Annotated in this window: 18 protein-coding genes; 4 read left to right on the forward strand and 14 right to left on the reverse strand. The window is 65.5% G+C overall.

All coding sequences use genetic code 11. The annotated features are described in order from the left end of the window. The coding region (locus tag VJ673_RS02410; protein ID WP_324124424.1) for a Rieske 2Fe-2S domain-containing protein at positions 1-234 on the forward strand (234 nt) is incomplete at its 5' end. Here the strand turns inward: VJ673_RS02410 and VJ673_RS02415 are convergent. Both VJ673_RS02415 and VJ673_RS02420 read right to left on the reverse strand, forming a co-directional pair. Continuing rightward, a complete protein-coding gene (locus VJ673_RS02415; RefSeq protein WP_324124425.1) occupies positions 198-2,390 on the reverse strand; it encodes an EAL domain-containing response regulator in 2,193 nt (730 codons plus the stop codon). The genes VJ673_RS02410 and VJ673_RS02415 overlap by 37 nt on opposite strands. Before the next feature lie 44 nt (positions 2,391-2,434). Continuing rightward, positions 2,435-4,588 (reverse strand): HDOD domain-containing protein, encoded by a 2,154-nt coding sequence (locus tag VJ673_RS02420; protein ID WP_324124426.1) that lies wholly within the window; start codon positions 4,586-4,588, stop codon positions 2,435-2,437. 333 nt (positions 4,589-4,921) lie between these two features. On the opposite strand from VJ673_RS02420, the gene VJ673_RS02425 reads away from it, so the two are divergent. Next, positions 4,922-5,467: a hypothetical protein gene (locus VJ673_RS02425; protein WP_324124427.1), complete on the forward strand. Its 546-nt coding sequence runs from the start codon at positions 4,922-4,924 to the stop codon at positions 5,465-5,467. A gap of 79 nt (positions 5,468-5,546) precedes the next feature. Here the strand turns inward: VJ673_RS02425 and VJ673_RS02430 are convergent, their stop codons facing one another. From VJ673_RS02430 to VJ673_RS02470, 9 genes are all read right to left on the reverse strand, one after another. Further along, positions 5,547-6,155: a phosphoribosyltransferase gene (locus VJ673_RS02430; RefSeq protein ID WP_324124428.1), complete on the reverse strand. Its 609-nt coding sequence runs from the start codon at positions 6,153-6,155 to the stop codon at positions 5,547-5,549. A 118-nt stretch (positions 6,156-6,273) separates the two neighbouring features. Further along, complete coding sequence (locus tag VJ673_RS02435) at positions 6,274-6,732, reverse strand: DoxX family protein (RefSeq protein WP_324124429.1); 459 nt, start codon at positions 6,730-6,732, stop codon at positions 6,274-6,276. Positions 6,733-6,878: 146 nt separating this feature from the next. Then, a complete protein-coding gene (locus VJ673_RS02440) occupies positions 6,879-7,421 on the reverse strand; it encodes a TPM domain-containing protein (RefSeq protein WP_324124430.1) in 543 nt (180 codons plus the stop codon). 3 nt (positions 7,422-7,424) lie between these two features. Continuing rightward, positions 7,425-8,309, reverse strand: coding sequence for a TPM domain-containing protein (locus tag VJ673_RS02445; RefSeq protein ID WP_324124677.1), 885 nt, complete (start codon positions 8,307-8,309; stop codon positions 7,425-7,427). Positions 8,310-8,391: 82 nt separating this feature from the next. Further along, complete coding sequence (locus tag VJ673_RS02450; protein WP_324124431.1) at positions 8,392-9,033, reverse strand: LemA family protein; 642 nt, start codon at positions 9,031-9,033, stop codon at positions 8,392-8,394. 76 nt (positions 9,034-9,109) lie between these two features. Beyond that, complete coding sequence (locus VJ673_RS02455) at positions 9,110-9,769, reverse strand: peroxiredoxin (protein ID WP_324124432.1); 660 nt, start codon at positions 9,767-9,769, stop codon at positions 9,110-9,112. A gap of 59 nt (positions 9,770-9,828) precedes the next feature. After that, positions 9,829-10,764, reverse strand: a complete 936-nt coding sequence (locus tag VJ673_RS02460; protein ID WP_324124433.1) for a PLP-dependent cysteine synthase family protein — start codon at positions 10,762-10,764, stop codon at positions 9,829-9,831. Between the two features lie 18 nt (positions 10,765-10,782). Then, a complete protein-coding gene (moeB, locus tag VJ673_RS02465) occupies positions 10,783-12,234 on the reverse strand; it encodes a molybdopterin-synthase adenylyltransferase MoeB (protein ID WP_324124434.1) in 1,452 nt (483 codons plus the stop codon). Continuing rightward, the gene (locus VJ673_RS02470) at positions 12,231-12,647 is read right to left on the reverse strand and encodes a M67 family metallopeptidase (protein ID WP_324124435.1); all 417 of its coding nucleotides are present in this window, start codon (positions 12,645-12,647) and stop codon (positions 12,231-12,233) included. Before VJ673_RS02470 ends, moeB begins: the two co-directional genes overlap by 4 nt. A gap of 254 nt (positions 12,648-12,901) precedes the next feature. On the opposite strand from VJ673_RS02470, the gene VJ673_RS02475 reads away from it, so the two are divergent. Then, positions 12,902-15,106 carry a DUF6351 family protein gene (locus VJ673_RS02475; RefSeq protein ID WP_324124436.1) on the forward strand — a complete coding sequence of 735 codons (2,205 nt, stop codon included), beginning with the start codon at positions 12,902-12,904 and terminating at the stop codon, positions 15,104-15,106. A 29-nt stretch (positions 15,107-15,135) separates the two neighbouring features. Here VJ673_RS02475 and scpB read toward each other — a convergent pair whose 3' ends face one another. From scpB to VJ673_RS02490, 3 genes are read right to left on the reverse strand one after another with little or no spacing between them, the layout of a single operon-like run. After that, positions 15,136-15,915 carry a methylmalonyl-CoA decarboxylase gene (scpB, locus tag VJ673_RS02480; RefSeq protein WP_324124438.1) on the reverse strand — a complete coding sequence of 260 codons (780 nt, stop codon included), beginning with the start codon at positions 15,913-15,915 and terminating at the stop codon, positions 15,136-15,138. A gap of 32 nt (positions 15,916-15,947) precedes the next feature. Then, complete coding sequence (locus VJ673_RS02485) at positions 15,948-18,416, reverse strand: sensor domain-containing protein (protein WP_324124439.1); 2,469 nt, start codon at positions 18,414-18,416, stop codon at positions 15,948-15,950. After that, positions 18,413-19,708 (reverse strand): cyclic di-GMP phosphodiesterase, encoded by a 1,296-nt coding sequence (locus VJ673_RS02490; protein WP_324124440.1) that lies wholly within the window; start codon positions 19,706-19,708, stop codon positions 18,413-18,415. Before VJ673_RS02490 ends, VJ673_RS02485 begins: the two co-directional genes overlap by 4 nt. Positions 19,709-20,098: 390 nt before the next feature. On the opposite strand from VJ673_RS02490, the gene VJ673_RS02495 reads away from it, so the two are divergent. Continuing rightward, on the forward strand, positions 20,099-21,451 hold the full coding sequence (locus tag VJ673_RS02495) for an MFS transporter (protein WP_324124441.1): 1,353 nt from the start codon (positions 20,099-20,101) through the stop codon (positions 21,449-21,451). The last annotated feature ends 36 nt before the right edge of the window (positions 21,452-21,487 follow it).

Raw genomic sequence — 21,487 nt, forward strand, 5'->3', positions numbered from 1 at the left:
GTCCGCAATGAATACCACGCGCTCGAGGACCGCTGCAGCCATGAAGACGAGAATCTCTCCTGGGGGCTGGTCCATGGCTGCGAGGTGACCTGTCCGCGCCATGGTGCGCGGTTTTCGCTGGTGACCGGCGAAGCCTTGTCACCTCCCGCGTATGAACCGGTTGCGGTATTTCCCGTGCGGGTGCACGAGGGGGTGATTCAGGTCGCCAGCGCGCCGAGCACCGGCGTGCGATAGGTCCGGAGGAAGGGGATCAGCTCGTCGACCGGCACAGGCGGGCTGAAGCGGAATCCCTGCATGACTTCGCAGCCTTGCGCGAGCAGCGCGTCGACCTGGTATTGCGTCTCCACCCCCTCGGCGAGCACGTTGAGCCCGAAGCCTTGGGCGATGCTGACGATCGCACCGATCACCGGCGAGGCGCGCCCCGAGCTGTCGAGGTCGCGTACGAAGGACTGGTCGATCTTCACGGTATTCACCGGGAAGCGGCGCAGGTAGTTGAGCGACGAGTAGCGCGTGCCGAAGTCGTCGATCGAGATGTGGATGCCTTGCTTGCGCAGTTCGTGCACCTTCGCGATGACGCATTCCGCGTCGTCCATCAGCAGGTTCTCGGTGATCTCGACCTCGATGTTGTGCGCCGGCACCTGATGGCGGCGGATCGGTCCGAGGATGCGCTCGACGAAATCGGCGCGGCGGAATTCGAGCGGCGAGAGATTGATCGCCAGGCGCAGATCGTCGATGCCCTGACGCGCCCACTCGGCGAGCTGGCGGCAGCCTTCGTCGAGCACCCAGTCGCTGATCCCGAAGATCAGGCCGCATTCTTCGGCGACAGGGATGAAGTTATTGGGGCCTAGCAGGCCGCGCCGTGGATGTTCCCAGCGGATCAGCGCCTCGACCCCGGTGACGCGGGCGCGGGTGACGTCGAGCTGCGGCTGGAAGTGCAGGACGAACTGCTTTTGGTCGAGCGCGACCCGCAGCTCGTTGTCGAGATCGACCCGCTCGACGTGGTTGCGGCTCATCTCCGGCGTATAGCGCGCGTAGCCGTTCTTGCCGCTCGCCTTGATGCGGTACATGGCGATGTCCGCGCTGCGCAGCAGCAGGTCCGGCGTATCGCCGTCGTCCGGGAAGACCGCGATGCCGATGCTGGCAGTCGCGCGGAAGTCGCGTCCGCCGACGACGAAGGAGGGCTTCAATGCGGCAACGATCTTCTCGGCGATCGCGGTGACGGCGTTGGCGTCGGAGAGGTCGGGCAGCAGGATCGTGAACTCGTCGCCGCCTTGGCGCGACATCGTGTCGCCGGCCCGCAGGCACTCACGCACGCGGCGCGAGAAGCCCTTCAGCAGCTCGTCGCCTTCGAGATGGCCGTAGGTGTCATTCACGAGTTTGAAGCGATCGAGATCGAGGTACATCAATCCGACGTAGTCGCCGCGCCGGCGCGCCTGGCTGATCGCGAGCTCCAGCCGGTCGCGGAAGAGCACCCGGTTCGGCAGGCCCGTCAGCAGGTCGTGGAAAGCCTGGAAGCTGATCGTCTCCTCCGCGCGCTTGCGCTCGGTGATGTCGCGCAGCACTCCGGCAGTGCCCATGAATCGCTTGCTGTCGGCTTCCTCGTCGTAGCGATAGACGCCTTGGGCGCTGAGGATCGCGACGATCGCCTGGTTCTCGAAGTGTCGGACCTCGTGGGTGCGGCAGCGCAGCCGGATCTCGTGGTTGTTGGTTGCGCGTTCGCCGACGCGCCGCTCGGCGAACGCATAGCGGGCCTGTTCGAGGTCCGCCGGATGCACGATCACCGAGTAATGCATGCCGATCAGCTCGTCGCGGTGGTAGCCGAGCAGCGATTCGATGCGGCCGTTGAGGAAGATGAACTTCCCCTGCGGATCCAGCGTGTAAATGATGTCGGGCGAGTTCTCGACGAGGAATCGATGCAACCGTTCCGACTGCTCCAGGCGCGCCGTCATCAGCGCGTTCTCGCGTTCGAGCTGGCGGCGGCTCAGCGCCTTGTCCACCGTGCGGATCAGGTCCTCGGGGTTGGCGTGCTTGCGGATGAATTCGCAGGCGCCGCGGCGCAGCGCGAGGATCGCCGATTCGATGGCTTCGTCGGCGCTGAAGACCACGACGGCAGTCGCCAGGTGCTTCTGCTCCATCCACGCCATGATCTCGGTGCCGTGCATGTCCGGCAGGTTCAAGTCGAGCACAAGGACGTCGATGTCCAGCCGGTCGAGCTGTTCGATGGCCTCGCGCCCCGTGCCGCAGGAGCGGATTTCGCGCCCCGGTTGCGCGAGCAAGGCGCCGTAGGCATTCCGGATGCGGGGTTCGTCATCGACGATCAGCACGCGCGAGGTCTCGGGAGCCTCCGAGCTCTCCTCGCCGACAAACATGCTGTGACTCAACTCCATCATCCCGTCTCCCGATTGCGGAAATCCGCGTCGTAAGGCTATGTCGCTCACGTTCTGGCTTCGCAGGGCAGCAGCAGCGAAAGCGCCGTTCCGTGCCCGGAGCCGCTGCGGCAGGTGATCGTGCAGCCGACGCGCGCGGCGATCCGCCCGACGATCGACAGGCCCAGTCCCCGATCACCGTCGCCGGCCACCTGCTCGGGGAAGGACAGATTGCGGATCGCCGCCTCGGGAATGCCGGGGCCCGTATCCTGCAGCCGGATCTCGACATGCCGCCGTCCCCCCTGCATCACGCCTTCGGCGATCGCGACATCGAAGCGGTCGCCCGTGCTCATCGCCTCGGCCGCGTTCTTCCACAGGTTGAGCAGGATCTGCTTCAGGCTGTCGGCGTCGCACGCGACGGTCTCGCCGGTTGCGTGGCCCAGATCGGTGAGGACGGAGATGCCGCGGCTCTCGAAGAGCGGCTCACGATACAGCGCGAGGAGTTCGCGAATGACCTCGACCGGGCGCACGCCCACGGACGGTGCGTCCGCCTGCGCCGGCACTTCGCTCAGTCGCCGCATGATCGATCCGACGCGGTCGATCTCCTCGCGCAGGATGTCGAGTTCCTGTCGCACGCCGCTTTCGGCCGGGAGCTTCATGTCGAGGATCTTCAGGTAGCTCTTGATGATCCCGAGCGGGTTGCCGGCTTCATGAACGATCCGTCTCGCCTGGCGCTGGAAGGCGATTGATGCACCGTCCTCGGCCTGCCTGCGGGCGGCGCCGGTGTCCTGCCAGGCTTCGAGGCTGATCCCCGCGATGCGGCCGAAGTTGAGCAGCCACGGGTAGCGCCGCTTCAGCCGGCCGTGCTGCTCGCGCCCGAGTCCGAAGAGCATCACCCCGACCGTGCGGCGGCGCCCCATCATCGGGACCGCGAGGATCCCCTCCGAACCGAATGCGCGCGCCAGCTGGTGATCGAGGAGCGAGGTCTGCGACGACAGGGGCTCGTCGAAGCTGCTGCGCACTTCCCGATTCGCGATGGCACGGGTGCCGAGACCTGCGTCGGCGCCGAGCGCGAGCGAGGTTTCGCGGAAGATCGTCGGCTGAGGCGCGGACACGGCGCCGCTGAGGGCCCCGGATTCCGGGTCGATCAGCAGGAAGCCGAGATGCGTGAGATCGAACAGGATGCGGGCTGATTCGCGCAGCGAATTCAGCAGCTCGGCGTCGCTGTCGAGTCCGGCGAGGTCCTGCTGCAGCGGGTGGAGCACGGCGATGTCGCGGATCCGCTCTTCCAGCGCCCGGTCTGCGGCCGAGGGCACTGCTGCCGGCGGAACGATGCTGACCTGGGGGAGTGTCGCCGGCGCGGCGTTCAATCCTGTGGTGGGTGGGTCGATGCCCAGCGCGCGCGCGATCACTTCGACGTGGTCGAGGGCTTGCGAGGCGATGCCTTCAAGATCGAGCCGGGTGTCGGGCCCGAAGAGCGTGTGGCACAGCGTGTTGAGCGACGCGGCGCCGCCCGGATTGCGACAGATGGCGTCGGCGAGCCACAGCAGGCGCGGCAGTTGCGTCGCGGTCACGATCTGCTCGGCGGCGACGTGGTGGAACAGGATCGCGTCCGCGAGGCCGCTTTCCAGCTTCCACTGGTCCGCCAGCCAGGCGCCGGCTTCGGTGTGCTGCACGCCGAGCCGCGCCTGTTCGAGCGAGAGAAGGGTCGGCTCGTCCGTGCTTTGCGACAGCAGCCAGGCGTACTGCTCGCCGTGGCTGGACAGCAGCAGGAGTTGACCGACGTCGTGCAACAGCCCGGCAAGATAGGCCTCGTCGGGGCGTGCATAGCCGGTGGCGGTTGCGAGCGCCTGGGCCGTTTCGGCGACGAGCAGGGAGTGCTGCCAGAAGCCCGTGAGTTCGGCGTTGAGCGAGCCGGGTTCCTTTTCGAACAGCCGCTTCACGGCGAGGCAGGTGGCCATCGCGCGCACCAGCCGCGTTCCGAGCACCTGTACGCAGGATTTGATGTCGTGCAGTGACGTGCTGCGCTGGAAGGCGGCGGAGTTGGCCGCGGCGAGGATGCGGGCGCACAGGCCCGGGTCCTGGGCGATGATCGACGCGAGCTGGTCCATCGTCGAGCCTTCGTCGTCGACCTGCTGGATCAGCCGGACCAATACTTGCGGCAGCGCAGGAACGCTTGCCGATTCGATGGCGACTGCGACGGATTGCGGGAGCTCGCGCATGCGATGGATTTTGTCGGTGGAATGGCTGACGTTGGCGGTTCTTGTTCGTATTCCCGTGAGCGACCAGCGGCGAAAGTCGTGCCGCGACTAGCAGCCTACCCGTCCGACCGGTAATTTTGTGAGAAATATTAACTGATTCGATGACGACCTAAGTGAAATTACGTACGGCTAAAGGAATAGCGCGGCGGAATGCTCACTTCCGCTCCCGTTTGTCGGAGGACCGGAACGACGCTCTCCGGGAACACGCATTGCTCCCGTAGCGGACGGGCAGGGACGTCCGGCTGTCACCGTGACGCTCCTTCGCCATCCCGAGCCGTTACACGGAGGAAGGAAATGAAAACACGCACGATCAACGCGATTGCGATCGCACTCGGACTCGTATTCAGCAGCGCTTCGACCGCAGCGGCAATGACGAGAACCGAGTATGGGGCAGACAAGGACCGGATCGAGAAGGACTACAAAGCCGACAAGGCGGCGTGCGACTCCATGTCCGGGAACAAGAAGGATATTTGCGTCGCTGAGGCCAAGGGCAAGGAAAAAGTTGCCAAGGCCGAACTCGAGGCGAACTACAAGCCGAGCCAGAAGCATCGCTACGACGCTCGTGTCGCCAAGGCTGAGGCCGATTACGACGTCGCGAAGGAACGGTGCGACGACATGACGGGCAACGCCAAGGACGTTTGCGTGAAAGAGGCGAAGGCGGCTCTAACGTCCGCGAAGGCCGATGCGAAGGTGCAAGAGAAATCCGGCGAGGCGCGCAAGGACGCGGCCGACGACAAGCGTGATGCGGAGTACAAGGTCGCCAAGGAAAAATGCGACGCGTTGTCGGGCGACGCGAAGGATGCCTGTCAGGCGAAGGCTGCCGCGCAATACGGCAAGTGAGCGAGGCCGCGAGGCGCTTGAAAATTGCTTCCGGCTGGTAAAAACGCCATAAGGACGGTAATCGTTATACTGGAAACGACTAGCGCCGCTCGAATTCGTAGCGGCGCAGCGTCTCCAGCGCTTCTTCATCCTCGATCTGCGTGAAATTCCAGTAATAGCTGCCGACCGCGCCGAGACACGTCGGCGTAATCACGCATTCGACGCGGTCGCAGTGGCGGCCGAGGATTTGGGCGGTTTCCGGTGGCGACACCGGGATGGCGGCGATCAGTTCGAGGGGCTTGCGAGCCCGGATGACGTGCAGCGCGGCGAGCATCGTCGCACCGGTCGCGATGCCGTCGTCCGTGACGATTACGGTGCGCCCGGCGACTTCCGCCGCCGGTTTCACGGCCCGGAACATCTGGCGCCGCCGCTCGATCTCGGCGAGCTGTTGGGCGCGCTCCTCGGCGAGGTAGGCGTCGCAGAATCCCCTGACTTCACGCGCGAAGTCGGCGAGATATTCGGCGCCGTCCTCGCCGATCGCCCCGATCGCGAGCTCGGGTTGCCACGGCGCGCGCAGCTTGCGGGCCAGGACGACGTCGAGTTCGGCGTTCAACTCCCGCGCGAGGGCAGCGCCGGTTACGACGCCGCCCCGCGGGATTGCCAGGACGAGGGGACGGGTCAGTGCCTGCCCCCGGAAAAGTTCGGCCAATTGCCGACCTGCATCTTCACGATCCCTGAACACGGTGGCCTCCACGTCCGCGGCCGGGTTTGCGGTCCGCGCTATCCCTATGAAATATGGCGGAATCGCGCGGAAAGGCAAGGAATGGTCAGTTGCGGGATGCGTCGCGACCGCCCGCTACCGCGCGGTCGAAGGAAAAGCTGCCGCCGCCGCTGACCAGGAGCGCAACCGAGACCGCCAGCAGCGCGAGGCCGAACTCGTAACCCTTGTTCGCGTTGAATAGCCCGTTGCCGATGTGGACGCTGAAGATCGCCACCAGCATCGTGAAGGACAGCACCGCGCTGGCGGGACGCACCAGCAGGCCGAGCAGCAGTGCGAGGCCGCCGAAGAACTCGGCGCTGCCCGACATCAGGGCCATCAGGTAACCAGGGGTCAGTCCGATGGATTCCATCCACTGGCCGGTGCCCGTCAGGCCATAGCCGCCGAACCAGCCGAAGAGCTTCTGGGCGCCGTGGGCGATGAAGATGATGCCGACGGGGATGCGCAGCGCGAGCGCAGCGAGCCCGGCGTCGGTGGAAAGGATGCGTTGGATCAGTTTCTGGCTCATGGTCGTTCTCCGTTCGATGACTCGGGAAGCTTGCGTCGTGAGTGCATCTTAGGGAGATACAACGAGGCGAAAAAGCGGCTAATTGTGATTACATTGTTGCTATCGTCGCAACAGACGGGAGGCCGTTAGGATTGCCGAACGGCCGCTCAGCGGATCACGGGCTCGTCGGGGAGTTGATTGTCCCGCCGGGTCTTGTCGCGACTCTCTGCATCGCCGGGGAAATGCGTCGCGAGGCAGCGGCCGACGGCTTCGATCGCCCGATGCAAGCCCGCTTCGTGGTGGCCGGCCCGGAAGTCCTCCTCCAGCCCGTGCAGCATCGCGGCCCACTCGTCGGAGGAGATCCGGCGGGCGAGGCCGCGATCGGCGACGATTTCGACCTGTCGTTCCGCCAACTGCAGGTAGATCAGCACGCCGTTGTTGAGTTCGGTGTCCCACACGCGCAGCTTCCCGAAGACGGAAAGCGCGCGCTCATGCACGACATCGTCGATCGGCAGGCCGAGCCGTAAGTGGCGCCACAGGTAGCTCACGGGCAGGCTCGCTTCGATGCACAAGCAGATTTCGCCGGTGTGCCGCGCTTCGCTCTCCCGAACCTGCTCTTCGAGGCGCTTGAGGGTGCCCGGGCCGAGTGCGCGGTGCGCGTCGTCGGCATCGAGCCAGAGGTGGCGGACGATTCGAAGTAGCGGGTTCATCGCTCACCACCTTCCGGAAGCGCCGCCGCCGCCGAAACTGCCGCCGCCCCCCGAACCAAAGCCACCGCCGCCGCCACCGCCGCCGAAGGGTCCGCGACCGCCGCCGAAGATGATCGGGCCGCCGAAGCCTCCGCCGCGTCCGCCGCGCCCGCCGCCGCCCACGCCGAGCACCAGCACGAAGATGAAGGCTAGCACTGCGGCGATGATCGACAGCAGCAGGCTTCCGATCAGCAGATTGACGAGCACGCCCGCCAGTCCGCCGGTGGCGAGGGCGCCGAGCTTGCGTCCGAACATGCCAACGAGCACGGCACCTGCGATCGGCACGCCGCCGAAGAGGAAGATCGCGAGGTCCTGCAGCGAAGCGCCGCCCTTCGCCGGCCCTGCATCGGGTTCGGGCAGTCGCAGGTTTTCGCCGCGCACTCTGGCCATCAGCGCATCGACGCCCGCATTGAGGCCGCCGGCGAAATCGCCCTTGCGGAAGGCCGGGGTGATGGCCCGGTCGATGATGTGGAAGGCGGCCAGATCCGGGATCGCACCTTCGAGCGCGCGGGCGACTTCGATGCGCACGCGCCGATCGTTGCGGGCGACGACGAGCAGCAGGCCGTCCCCGACGTCGCGCCGGCCGATCTTCCACTCGGAGGCGACGCGATAAGCGTAGGCCGCGATGTCCTCGGGCGCCGTCGTGGGCACGATCAGCACGACGATCTGAGTGCCGCGTTCCTTTTCGAAAGCCGCCAGCTTGGATTCGAGCACGGCGAGGTCGCCCTTGGACAGCGTATCGGTCTGGTCGATGACGCGGGCGCTCAGCGGTGGAATGGGCTGCACCGATTGCGCGGCGCAGATCCCCGTTACCGCCAGCATCGCCATGACGGCGATGAAGCGCAGCATCACCTGGATGAAGGCGGCCGCGTGCGTCTTGGCCGGGTGGGGCAGGGGCGTCATTCGTTTACGCCGCGGGCGCTGGCGGCGATCACCGTTTCTGCGAGGTGCCGAAATCGACGGTCGGCGGGCGGGAGATTTCCTGCTCGTTGGTGACCGTGAAGCCCGCCTTCGGCTGATAGCTGAATATCTTCGCCGTCAGATTGGTCGGGAAGCTCCGCGCGAGGACGTTGTACTCCTGAATGGCCTTGATGTAGCTGTTGCGGGCGACCGTGATGCGATTTTCGGTGCCTTCGAGCTGCACGCGAAGGTCCTGATAGGCCTGGTTGGCCTTGAGGTTGGGGTAGTTCTCGGCGACCGCCAGGAGGCGTGACAGCGCACTACCGAGCTGGCCCTGGGCCTGCTGGAAGCGCTCCATCGCCTGCGGATCGTTGAGCATCTCGGGCGTGACCTGGATCGAGGTCGCCTTGGCGCGTGCCTCGATCACGCGGGTCAGGGTTTCCTGCTCGAAGCTCGCCTCGCCCTTGACGGTCGCGACGAGGTTGGGGATCAGGTCGGCACGACGCTGGTATTGGTTGAGCACCTCGGACCAGGCGGCTCTGCTCTGTTCGTCGAGACGCTGGAAGTCGTTGTAGCCGCAACCGCCAAGGCTCAGTGCGGCAAGGAGTGCAAGAATGACGGAAAGGCGACCGAACAGCGACGGTCGGGATAGGGATTGCTGGAACTGGGGCATCGTCTGGCATCCTTCAAAGTTCGCCGATGTCATGATAATGCCCCTTTCCGGATTTGTCCCGACCGGGGCACACGCGTCACTTGGGCTGCGGCACGATGCGAAGGTAGGGCTTGGGTGCCTTCCATCCGTCGGGGAAGCGCGTTCTCGCTTCTTCGTCCGATACCGACGGGACGATGATCACGTCCTGTCCGGGCTTCCAGTTTGCCGGCGTCGCGACCTTGTGCTTCGCCGTGAGCTGGATCGAATCGAGCACGCGCAGCACTTCGTCGAAATTGCGCCCGGAGCTCATCGGGTAGGTGAGCATCATCTTGATCTTCTTGTCCGGACCGATGACGAATACAGAGCGTACGGTGAGATTGTCCTGCGCCGTGCGTTCCTGGGCGGTGCCCATCGCGTTCGGATGAATCATGTCGTAGAGCTTCGCGACCTTCAGATCCGGGTCGCCGATCATCGGGTAGTCGACGCGATGGCCCTGCGTTTCCTCGATGTCCTTGGCCCAACGTTCGTGGTCCGCGACGCTGTCGACGCTCAGGCCGATGATCTTGGTGTTGCGCTTGGCAAATTCGGCCTGCAACCCCGCCATGTAGCCCAGTTCGGTCGTGCATACCGGGGTGAAATCCTTCGGGTGCGAGAACAATATCGCCCAGCCGTCACCTATCCAGTCATGGAAATCGATGCTGCCCTGCGTCGTGGCTGCCGTGAAGTCCGGTGCCTCGTCGCCTAGTCTCAGTGCCATGTCACACCTCCGTGCTGTTGAAGCTCCCTGTCGTCGTCCCGTTCTGCGGTCTCCCGTCTTCATCCGTCTCGGCCGGACCACAGGCCGGTCGAGACATAGCGTTCGCCGGTATCCGGCAATATGGTCGCGATATTGTGCAAGCCGTCTTCTATCGCGACGCGGCAGGCTGCGTGTACGAGCGCGCCGGCAGACGGACCCACGAAGAGGCCAGCCCGCGCGAGCAGGCGACACATCGGAATCGCATCTTCCATCCGCACGGGCACGCGGCGGTCGATCAGCGTTTCGTCGAGGATCGCCGGCACCATGTCGCCCGGATGTCCGAGCGGCTTGAGCCCCTCGATCCCGGGGAATTCGTCGGGGATCGCCGCGACGACGCGTGTTCGCGGGTTGGCCTCCTTCATCCGGCGAGCGACGCCGGTCAGCGTGCCGCCGGTGCCGATGCCGGCGACGAAAGCGTCCGGCGCCCGGCCAGCCACCGCGGCGATGCCGCGCAACAACTGGACGCCCGTCGTTTCGTAGTGCGCGCGCCAGTTCTCCGGATTCGAATACTGATCACAGTACCAATAGCAATCGGGGCGCTCGCGCGCAAGGCGGCGCGCTTCTGAAACGGCGAAGTCGTAGCCTTCGATCGGATCGGTGAGGATCAGTTCGGCGCCGCTTGCGCGGATGCGGTCGAGGCGCTCGCGGCTGGCATTGGCGGGCACGACCAGCGTCACCGGTATGCCCAAGGCGGCGCCGAAGAGCGCGTACGAGATTCCCGCGTTGCCCGACGAGGAATCCAGGAGCCGGCGGCCGCCGTCGAGGTGCCCCGCCTGGATGCCTTTGAGGAGCATGCGTGCGACCGGCCGGTCCTTGATTGATCCCCCCGGATTGACGCCTTCCACGGTTGCAAAGAGTCGGCATCCGGGGGCGATGTCGCAGATCGCGCTGATCTCCACCAGCGGCACGCGTCCGACGGCGGAGAGAAGCGGGGATTCGCGCGGCATCGCGGGCATGTCGGTCTCCATGAGGCCTCACGCTGCCGTCGCACAGAACATTTCGTAGTCGACGTAGCCGGGGAAGGGGCGGCCTTCCGCGCACAGCGGGCAGTCGGGGTTGGGGGCGAGGCGGAATTCATCGAAGCGTGCGTGCAGCGCGTCGTAGTGCAGCAGACGTCCGACCAGCGGATTGCCGAGGTCGAGCAGCAGCTTGATCGTTTCGACCGCTTGCAAGGTGCCGATCACGCCGGGCAACACGCCGAGAACGCCGGCCTCTGCGCAGGACGGCGCGAACTCGGGCGGGGGTGGCTCCGGGTACAGGCAGCGGTAGCACGGGCCGCGGCGCTCGGGATAGTGGGGCCAGAACACCGAGACCTGGCCCTCGAATCGATATATCGAGCCGTGGACGCAGGGAATGCGCAGGTGCACACAGGCGTCGTTCACGAGGTAGCGCGTCGGGAAGTTGTCCGATCCGTCGACGACGACGTCGTAGCCGTCGAGGATGCGCTCGACGTTGACGGACGTGAGGTTTTCGAAATAGGGCGTGACGGTCACCGAGGGGTTCAGGTCCTGCAGCGTGCGGCGCGCCGAGTCGACCTTGCGCTGCCCGATGCGCTCGTCGTTATGCAGCACCTGGCGCTGGAGATTCGAGCGGTCGACGACGTCGTGGTCGATGACACCGAGCGTGCCGACGCCCGCCGCGGCGAGGTAGAGCGCGGCCGGCGAGCCGAGCCCGCCCGCGCCGATCAGCAGCACGCGGCTGTCGAGCAGGCGGCGTTGGCCGGCTTCTCCGACTTCCGGCATCGTCAGGTGGCGCGCGTAGCGCTCACGCGCATGGACGTCGAGCCCGCGGGGGGTCTCGAACGGCAGCCCTTCGGCCTTCCAGCGCGAGAAGCCGCCCGCGACCGAGGCCACGTTGCGGTAGCCCATCCGCTGCAAGTCTTCCGCGGCGAAGAGCGAGCGTGTGCCGCCGGCGCACATCACGAGCAGCGGCCGCTCGGGGTCGGGGATCGCCTCTTCGACACGCAGCTCGAGAAAGCCACGGCCGAGACGATACGCGTCGCGCGGGCTGCCCTGCGCGATTTCGTCGGCTTCGCGGACGTCGATCAATGCCGCGCCTTCGGACTGGCGCGTGAACGCGTGTCGCGGGGCGATTTCCGGGATGCTCGCCTTCAGTTCGGCCAGACGCCGTTCGCGACCGCTACCCGCCCCGCCGGCGACCGCCGGCACGATCGCCAGCACCGCGCCTTCGTTGGGTAGCGAGGCCGCGAGTCCGCCCAGGTCGCGCACGTTTTCGGTGCCGAGATAGACATTCACGAAGGGCCGCATGCTGCCGTCCGCCGAACAGACCCGCGAGAGGATCCCTTCGTGCCGCCGGCCCAGCGCGTCGAGCGCCTCGCCGACCGTCGTGGCATTCACCTCGACCTCGTCGGCGCCTTGTGTGTAGGTGCGCAAGGGAGTGGGGATGCGGATGATGACACGGCTCATGGGAGCACCTCCTCTTCGCTGAAAATCTCTCCGTCGAGCCGCCAGGAACGCAACTCCGTGGCGACGCCGGAATTCACCGAGACGATCGGATACGACCATCCTGGCCATGCGAATTCGAGATCGGTTGCGGAAGGGCACGCCGGGTGGTCCGGGTGGGAGTGCCACACGCCCACCACTAGCAATCCGCGCTCCACGGCGGCCCTTTCGGCCCCAAGATAGTCCTGCGGCTCGATCAGGAAACGGTCGCCAGTCCGGTCCGGATGGACGTTGCGTGTTTCATGCAAGTCGCGCACGGCGACCACGCCGGCCTCCTGCCCGCCGAGCAGCAGTCCACACACCTCTTCCGGATAGCCCGCCTGCGCCAAGGCCAGAATTCGGTCGCGCAGCCGGGCCGGCAGACGCAGCGCTGCCATCGACGATCCTCCAGACCGGAACGTGCTAAAAAAACCGCACCATTTCCGTCCTTATTAGAACCGGCGCGGAGCCCGGGAGTTCGACGAGCGTGTGCTCGTGACAAATTCACGGTCCGACATCAGAGGAATCCTCACTTCGCCCGCCGGCCCATCGGCCGTGAGCTATACATCAATTATTGGCGCCCCCGCCCGTCTGGAGCTGCGTCCATATGTCGAACATGGCGAGAACGCGAAGGCTCTGGTCCGGTGTCCTGGTGGGCCAGTTGGTGCTTGGGCTGTTCTGCTGCGAGGCAGCCGGTTTCTGGGAGGGAGAAGACGGGCGCGTAACGGGATTGCCGCCGGGTTTCGACGCCCGCGCGCACGCCGACCCCTATCGCGGTCCGCATCCGTCGGAACTGAAACGACCGGCCGAAACTTTCCGTTTTCCGATCAAGGTGGGCGAAGTCGGGCCCGACGAGGCGCTGTTTGCGGGCCCAAAGCAGTATCCCTTCGTCTGCGACACCGAGGGTTCGGGGCTCGGGCAGCCGCTGGTCGACAACCTGGCGGGCATCGGCACGCGGGTCGACCAGGAGGCGGACCGCGAGAAGGAATTGCCGGAGGCACACGGGTTCAGCAAGGACTGCCTCGCGCCGACGAAAGCCTGGTACTACTACAAGCCGCGCGGAAAGGACCGTTTTTCACGGTGGAACGAGAAGGTGCGCGACGCCGAGCGGATCACCGTCAATGGCGTGCGGATCCCCTTCGTGGTCCGCGTCGAGATGGGAACGATCAACCGCTTCATCTATGTGCTCGTCGCACTGCGCGGGGCGCACGAATCGCTGGCCGCGCCCGGTGCGGATCGCTGGAATCGACGCCTGATCTACCAGTTCTACGGCGGCGTGGGGATCGGGCACCGGCAGGGCCATGCCAATCTGAAGCGCGTCATCGCGGACCGCGAAAAGGAGCTCGCGCAAGGCTACGCCGTCGTTGCGTCGACCGGCACGACCACGGCCAACCATTACAACCTGTGGCTGATCGAGGACACCGCGCTGCGCGTGAAGCGACAGTTCTCCGCGCTCTATGGCGAACCGGAATACACGGTCGGCGTCGGCGGTTCGGGCGGCGCGATCCAGCAATATCTGCTCGCGCAGAATCATCCCGGCCTGCTCGACGCCGGCGTCGCGCAGTACGCCTATCCGGACATGATCACGCAGACGATCCCGATCTTCGACTGCGAGTTGCTCGAGTACTACTTCGACGTCACCGACGGGGGGAACGCGAAATGGGCGCGGGCCGAGAACCGCAGCATCATCGAGGGCCTCAACGCAAACAACGGCTACTCGGCCTCGGCCGGTGTCTTCAAAATCCAGGCGACGACGCGGCTTTCGTACCTGGCGCGGGGCGAGTGGCGGCCTTCACTCGAGGGGCAGACCGAATGTGCCGTGGCGTGGCGCGGCCTGACTCCACTGGTGCTGAATCCGCTCTTCACGAACTTCGAGAACCGCCTTTCGGAGTCGGTGTTCAAGCAAGGCCTGTGGAGCTACTACGAAGACCTGAAGCAGTTCTTCGGCACGGACAAGCAGGGCTACGCCCGCGTGCCGTGGGACAACGTCGGGGTGCAGTACGGCTTGCATGCGCTGCAGACGGGACGGATCGGGCCGGAACAGTTCCTCCGCCTCAACGCGCGCGTCGGCAGCTGGAAACCGCCGTCCGAAATGCAGCCCGAACGCTTCTGGCTGGTCGACGGCGGCGGCAGCGACCTGCGCGATTTCTCGCCGTGGAGCGCGCACAACATGAACCTCGCCGGCACGGTCGCGGCGCCCCGTTTCGAAGGCGACCGGCTCGCGATGGAAGCGGCCTACCGGTCCGGGCAGGTGTTCCTCGGGCACCTCGACATCCCGGTGATCGACGTCCGCCATTACCTCGAACCGGATTTGGACATGCACCACGAGGCGGCATCGTTCTCAACGCGCGAGCGCATCCGGGCCGCAGGGGGAAGCATCGGAAACCAGTCGATCTGGGTCAGCGACAGCCACTACGATCCCACGCCGGAAGCCTTCGCGGCGATCGACCAGTGGTGGCGCGCGAAGCAGGCGGAACCGGAGCGCAGCTGGGCCGAACTGCGGCCGTCGTCGGCGAGCGACCGTTGCTTCGACCGCGAGGGCAAGGTGATGGCAAGCGGCGAGCACGTCTGGGACGGCGACTGGAATCGGCGTCTGGCGGGTGCCTGTACACGCGCCTATCCGATGTTCGCCAATTCGCGCATCGTCGCGGGCGAATCGATTGCCGGCGACCGTTTCAAGTGCGCGTTGCAGCCGGTCGCCGAAGCGATCGAGGCGGGGGTGTATGCGCCGATCGACATGAGCCCCTACCGCGCGCGGCTGGAGCAGATCTTTCCGCAGGGCGTCTGCGACTACCGCCAGGGCGACGTCGCGCGCCCGGCGGATCTGCTGCACCCGCACGATGTTGTGGCGCGCTGAGTCCGCGAGTAAGCGTCCTCTGCGCGCCCTTACTCGCCGGTGAATTCCGGCTTGCGCTTTTCCTTGAACGCGCGGATTCCCTCGGCGTAGTCGCTGCTGTCGTAAACGACGCGGCGCAGGCCCTGGATGCGCTCGAAGTCGTGCGGCGACATCGAATGTGCGCCGGCGAGGATGCGCAACTGTTCCTTCATCACGGAGATCGAGAGCGGCGCGTTCTTGGCGATCGTCCGCGCCGTAGCGTAGGTGAATTCCTCGAGATCGTCGGCGGCCACGACGTGGTTGATGATGCCCATCCGTTCGAGCCGCATCGCCGGAATCGGCTGGGCTGTGAACAACATCTCGTTGGCGATGCGGGCGTGCGCCGCGTTGAAGAAGGTCAGCAGGCCGGTAACGTTGTAGGGCACGCCGTGGCGGGCGGGCGTCGCAGCGAAGGTCGATTCGGGCGTGGCGACAATCAGGTCGCAGGCGAACACGGTCTCGCACGCGCCGCCCCAGACGCTGCCCTCGATCATCGCAATGACCGGCGCGGGAAACGCCTCGATCTCGCGCACGAGCTTACGCAGCGGGTCCTTCCAGCCCAAGGGGTCGCGACCGCCTTCCGGCAGCTCGGACACGTCGTGCCCCGCGGACCACACGCTCGTCCCCGGCTGTGCGCGCAGGACGACGCAACGGATCTGCGCTGCGCGGCAGGCTTCGAGTCCGGCGATCAATTCATCGACCAAGGCCTCGGAGAGGCAGTTACGCTTGGCCGCGTGGTCGAGCGTGAGTGTCGCGACTTTGTGGTCGATGGAACAGGTGACGAGCGGCATGGTGTACGGCCAGGGCAGGGAAGGCGCGGATTCTAATCGATCGCCTGTTCCGCGTGCACGGCGGCCATCCGCGCTGGCTGGCCCGGCCGGTGCTGCGTGCCGAGTTCCCGCGCGAGGACTTCGATCTCCTCCGGCGTCACCGCCGGCGAGCACAGGAAGCCCTGGAATTGGTCGCATCCTGAAACCTCCAGGAACTCGCGCTGCGATTCGGTCTCTACGCCCTCCGCGATCACGCCGAGCTTGAGCGTGCGGCCGATGCTGATGATGGCTGTGGTGATCGCCGTGTCGCTTTCGTCGTTCGGCACGCCTTCGACGAAGGAGCGGTCGATCTTGAGCTTGTGGATCGGAAAGCGCTTGAGATAGGTCAGGCTGGAGTAGCCGGTGCCGAAATCGTCGATCGAAAGCCTGACGCCGAGTTCGGCGAGCGCCTGCAGGCGGAGCAGCGCCTCGTCGGCGTCCTGGATCAGGATCGATTCGGTCAGCTCGAGTTCGAGCTGGCGGGGCGGCAGTCCGCTGCGGCGGAGCACGGTGGAAACCGAGCGGATGAAGTCCGGGTTCTGGAACTGCAGCGCCGAGACGTTCACGGCGACGATCAGGTCGATGTCCTTTTTCTGCCATGCGACGGCCTGGTTCACGGCCTGGTTCAGCACCCACTCGCCGAGACGGATGATGAGGCCGTTTTCCTCCGCCTGCGGGATGAAGAGGGCCGGCGAGACCTCGCCCATCTCGGGGTCCGTCCAGCGCAACAAGGCTTCGACGCCAATGACGTTGCCCGTGGCGAGATTGATCTGCGGTTGGTATTTGAGCCGGAAGCGCTGGTGTTCGAGCGCTTCCCGCAAGGCCTGGTCGAGCTTCATCCGCGCGAGCAGGTTGAGGTTCATCTGGCGCTGGTAGAAGCGGAAGCCGGCGCGGCCGCGTTCCTTGGCGTTATACATCGCCGTGTCGGCGTTCTTGATCAGGTCGTCTGCGCTCAGTCCGTCGCCGGGATAGAGGGCGATGCCGATGCTGCAGGTCACGGTCAGCGTCATGTCGCCGAGCACGAAGGAGCGCGACAGCGCCGCGAGGATGCGGCGCGCCGTCGCTTCGGCGCCCCGTTGGTCGACGTCCTGCAGCAACAGCAGGAATTCATCGCCACCGAGCCGCGCCGCGGTATCGCACTGGCGGATGCATTCCTTGATCCGCTTGGCGACCTCGACCAGCACGCGGTCGCCGAAGATGTGGCCGAGCGAGTCGTTGATCTGCTTGAAGCGGTCGAGGTCGATGAAGAGCACCGCGAAGTGGCGCTGTTCGCGCGCCGACCAGCTCAGCGCGAACTCGATCCGCTCGTTCAGCAGCACTCGGTTCGGCAGGCCGGTGAGGGTGTCCGAATAGGCGAGCTCCTCGATGCGCTTCTTCGCGGCGAGCTTGTCGGTCAGGTCCTTGAAGAAAAGCACGTACTGCGGGGGGTTGCCGTCGTCGTTGAGCGCACGGACGAAGGAGGCGAGGCCGGGAATGCTCGTTCCGTCCTTGCGACGGTAGGAGAGTTCGCCCTCCCAGAATCCGTCGCCCTCGATACTGCGCAGGATCTCGGGCACGAACTTGTCGTCCTCGGGCAGGAACAGCAGCGAGTCCGTGCGCTGCCCGAGCAATTCGCCTTCTTCGCAGCCGCTCGATTCCAGTGACTTCGCGTTGGCCGCGACCACACGGTGTTCGCTGTCGATGATCAGGATCGCGTCGAGGCTCGCCGAGAAAACCTTGGCGGCGAGCTGGAGCCGCGACTTGTCGGCGAGGCTCTGCGTGATGTCGCGGAACGAGAAGACGCGCCCGACGGGGCGCCCGCGGGCGTACTGCGGCAGCGAAGCGCGTTCGAGGATCTTGCCCGAACGCAGCACGATCAGGTCTGTGCCTTCGAGCAGGGGTCGATCGCTCAGTTCTTCGAGCCTGCGTCGATACTGCTCGGCATCGACGACGGCTTGTTCGAGCCAGGCGTAGGTCGCCTCGTCGTCGCGTTTCGTCATCAAGTCCTGCGGGATATCCCACAGCTCAGCGAAGCGGTGGTTGTAGCTGCGGATGCCGCGCGCGAGATCGACGACGAGAATCCCGTCGGCCGTCGATTCGATGGTCGCGCGCAGTTCGGCGACGATCTTTTCGAGTTCGTCTTCCGCGCGGCGCTGTTCGCTGCGGTCGTTGATGCCGACGAGATACACCGCGCGCGCCTCTTCGACCGCGACCCGGGTCACGCGGCGGTCGATGTTGAGGACCGTTCCGTCGTCGCGCCGCAGGATCGTCTCGGAATGGATTTCGTCGCTGAGCCCGTGTCCGACCTCTTCCCAGAAGAAGATGTCTTCCGGGGTCGCCGCGATCTCCGCAATGGGACGGCCGATCAGGCCGCTGTGCGGAACGCCGAGGAGCGCGCACGCGCTGCGGTTGGCGCAAACGATGCGCAAGTCGTCCCCGTCGACGACCAGCACGGATTCGAGCAATCCGTCGAGCATGGGGGCCAAGGCGTCGAGGCTGATCATGGCGCGCCTCCCTCTTCGAGCATTCCGCGGCCGCGCTCGAAGAAGTAACAGATGCGCGTACGCGGCGACAGGTAGTCGTAAGTGGCGCGCGGGAGCTGCAGCGGACGCAGGCTGCGGCGGATGCCGATGTCCGGGCGGTCGGCGAGATCAACGACCAGCGCCTCCTCGCGCGGCACCTGCGGTTCGTGGATGACCACGCGCGGCTTCAGCGGCCGTTGGGCATTGACCGACATTACGAGCGCGTAACGCTCGTCGTTGAGCTGCACGACCGAGCCGGGCGGATACACGCCCATCATCCGGATGAAGGTATTCACGGTCGATTCGTCGAAGCGGGCGTTGCGCAGCGTGAAGATGTGCGACAAGGCTTCGTGCGGCGTCATCGCGAGCGCGGGATTGGATGGGTTGCAGAGCGTGTCGTAGTAATTGACCAGTGCGACGATGCGCGCGGCCGGCGACAGTGCGGCGTTCTTGAGCTGCTTGGGATAGCCGCTGCCGTCGACATGTTCGTGATGCTGCGCGATCACGGCCAAGGCGCCGGCCGGCAGGGGCATGTTACGGGCGAGCGCGACGCCGTATGCGACGTGCTGCTGGTAGATCTTCTCTTCGGCGGCAGAGCGATTTTCGTTCGCGTAACGCAGGCGGTCGGGCAGCTCGATCTGACCGATGTCATGCAGCAGCGCACCAAGGCCGAGTTCATGCAGTGCGCGCTTGTCGAGTCCGCAGCTATTGCCCAGAAGCAGCGAGATCACGGTGACGTTGATCTCATGTGACGCACGCTCACCGACCTTTTCCGACAGCAGGCGGATGCAGACTTCTCCCGCGCCCACAAGGTGCGCGGACATGTTGGCCACGAGACTGGTCGCCGTCGCCAACGCTGCCGCCGGCTTCGTGCGAAGCGATTCGACGACCGCCCGGTATTCGCGGGAGGCGCTGGTGAATTCGCGCTCGCAGGCCTTCAGGCTCGCGTGCTGGTCCGCCAGGATGGCACGACGCGCCTGCTCGGCGTCCGACTGCGTCGCGGGCTTGGCGGACGCTTGCGGAGCCGTCGCATCGGTCGCTTCCGGCGGCGCGGATTCTTTTGAGGTCGGGACGACCGGTTCGGGGTCGCTGCGTTCCGGCGAGTAGCGGATGCGGTCGATGCCGAGGGCTCGGAGCGTGTCGATCTGCTCCTGCGAAGTGATCTTGAAACTGTTCAGCGGGAACGGGTGCGAAATCCAGCTCAGATCGATATAGACGAAATGGCCGATTCGCAGACGGGATACGTCGATGACGTCGGTATTGTTGTCGCCCATGGATCACAGCTCTCTTTCGTAGGTTCTCGCGCCGCACAATGGCAGCGGCTGTCTATGTAGCATGCCGTCCGGGAGCTGTATGCGGCAAATGGCACAGTCCGTGCGGATCCGTGCCGATACTGCTTATTCAGGAACGCCGCATGCGGAATTCGTCATAGACGGGATCACCCTGTTTCATGTCATGTTACCAGCATTAACGAAACGGTTTCTGAGGAATGCAAACGGTATTTTTAGGACGATTCTGATTTTTCGGACGGGGTTCTTGGCGGATTCTGACAAGCCGCACACACGATCGCGGTCAGTCTAATTAAATCAAAGGGATAGGTTTGGCATGCGGGTTGCGTTGTCGATCTCACGCGCAAAGGGCGTAACAACAACCAGGAGACGACGATGAGTGTGAACGAACTGACCCTTCCGGCCGGTGCTGCGGCCGACCTTCCCGGGGAAACCCGCCGGCGGACGGCGCATCTGTCGCCCGCGGCGCGCCTGCGCTCGATCTTCAGCGGCTCGGTCGGCAACCTCGTCGAATACTTCGACTGGTACGTCTATGCGGCTTTTGCGCTGTACTTTGCCCCGAAGTTCTTCCCGTCCGGCGACCAGACCGCGCAGCTGATGAACACGGCCGCGGTCTTCGCAATCGGCTTTCTCGTCCGCCCGCTCGGCGGCTGGCTCCTCGGCACGTATGCCGACCGCAAGGGACGACGCGAGGCACTGATGCTGTCGGTGATGCTGATGTGCGCAGGATCGCTGATGATCGCCTTCATCCCCGGCTACGACGTGATCGGCTACGGGGCGCCCGCACTGCTGCTCGTCGCGCGCCTGCTGCAGGGCATCAGCCTCGGCGGGGAGTATGGGAGCTCCGCGACCTATCTCAGCGAGATCGCGACGCCGAGCCGGCGCGGGTTCTATTCGAGCTTCCAGTACGTGACGATCATCATGGGGCAGCTCCTGGCGCTTGGCCTGCTGCTGGTGCTGCAGAAGTTCTTGCTGACGCAGCAGGAGCTCCACGAGTGGGGCTGGCGCATTCCCTTCCTGCTCGGCTCGGGCATTGCCGCTGCGGCGATCTGGCTGCGCCGCAACATGGCAGAGACCGAAGCGTTCAACGAGCAGGGCGCGACGGCGAAGCGCAAGAGCAACGTGCGCGAGCTCGCCAAGCATCCGCGCGAGGTGTTCACGGTCGTTGCGCTCACAGCGGGCGGTACCGTGTCCTTCTACACCTTCACGACCTACATGCAGAAGTACCTCGTGAACACGACCGGCTTCTCGAAGGACGATGCGACGATGATCTCGTCGATCGCGCTCTTCGTTTTCATGCTGCTGCAGCCGCTGGTCGGCTTGCTGTCGGACTTCATCGGCCGCCGCGCGATGCTGATCGCCTTCGGGGTCTGCGCGACGCTCTTCACCGTGCCGCTGCTCACCGCGCTGTCGGTGCCGCAGAGCATGGGCAGCGCGCTCGGCTGGTACATCGTCGCGCTGCTGATCACGACCGGTTATACGTCGATCAACGCGATCTTCAAGGCGGAGCTCTTCCCGGTGCACATCCGCGCGCTCGGGGTCGGCTTCCCGTTCGCGGTCACGGTGTCGGTCTTCGGTGGCACGGCGGAGTACCTCGCGCTGTGGCTCAAGAGCATCGGCCACGAACCCTGGTTCTATTACTATGTCAGCGCGTGCGCGGCGCTGTCGCTGATCGTTTCGCTGACGATGAAGGACACGAAGGCCACGTCGCGCATCGATCAAGATTGAGGACATCCAGATGAAGCGGCGGGCGAGGCGGTGAGG

The organism is Aromatoleum sp. (assembly GCF_035254505.1).
In the GTDB taxonomy this organism is placed as follows: Bacteria; Pseudomonadota; Gammaproteobacteria; order Burkholderiales; family Rhodocyclaceae; genus Aromatoleum.

Excerpts from the sequence above, each read along its gene's own strand:
- VJ673_RS02415 (WP_324124425.1), bottom strand. The coding sequence starts at position 2,390 with ATGATGGAGTTGAGTCACAGCATGTTTGTCGGCGAGGAGAGCTCGGAG.
- VJ673_RS02420 (WP_324124426.1), bottom strand. The coding sequence starts at position 4,588 with ATGCGCGAGCTCCCGCAATCCGTCGCAGTCGCCATCGAATCGGCAAGC.
- VJ673_RS02425 (WP_324124427.1), top strand. The coding sequence starts at position 4,922 with ATGAAAACACGCACGATCAACGCGATTGCGATCGCACTCGGACTCGTA.
- VJ673_RS02435 (WP_324124429.1), bottom strand. The coding sequence starts at position 6,732 with ATGAGCCAGAAACTGATCCAACGCATCCTTTCCACCGACGCCGGGCTC.
- VJ673_RS02440 (WP_324124430.1), bottom strand. The coding sequence starts at position 7,421 with ATGAACCCGCTACTTCGAATCGTCCGCCACCTCTGGCTCGATGCCGAC.
- VJ673_RS02445 (WP_324124677.1), bottom strand. The coding sequence starts at position 8,309 with ATGCTGCGCTTCATCGCCGTCATGGCGATGCTGGCGGTAACGGGGATC.
- VJ673_RS02450 (WP_324124431.1), bottom strand. The coding sequence starts at position 9,033 with ATGCCCCAGTTCCAGCAATCCCTATCCCGACCGTCGCTGTTCGGTCGC.
- VJ673_RS02455 (WP_324124432.1), bottom strand. The coding sequence starts at position 9,769 with ATGGCACTGAGACTAGGCGACGAGGCACCGGACTTCACGGCAGCCACG.
- VJ673_RS02460 (WP_324124433.1), bottom strand. The coding sequence starts at position 10,764 with ATGCCCGCGATGCCGCGCGAATCCCCGCTTCTCTCCGCCGTCGGACGC.
- moeB (WP_324124434.1), bottom strand. The coding sequence starts at position 12,234 with ATGAGCCGTGTCATCATCCGCATCCCCACTCCCTTGCGCACCTACACA.
- VJ673_RS02470 (WP_324124435.1), bottom strand. The coding sequence starts at position 12,647 with ATGGCAGCGCTGCGTCTGCCGGCCCGGCTGCGCGACCGAATTCTGGCC.
- scpB (WP_324124438.1), bottom strand. The coding sequence starts at position 15,915 with ATGCCGCTCGTCACCTGTTCCATCGACCACAAAGTCGCGACACTCACG.
- VJ673_RS02485 (WP_324124439.1), bottom strand. The coding sequence starts at position 18,416 with ATGATCAGCCTCGACGCCTTGGCCCCCATGCTCGACGGATTGCTCGAA.
- VJ673_RS02490 (WP_324124440.1), bottom strand. The coding sequence starts at position 19,708 with ATGGGCGACAACAATACCGACGTCATCGACGTATCCCGTCTGCGAATC.
- VJ673_RS02495 (WP_324124441.1), top strand. The coding sequence starts at position 20,099 with ATGAGTGTGAACGAACTGACCCTTCCGGCCGGTGCTGCGGCCGACCTT.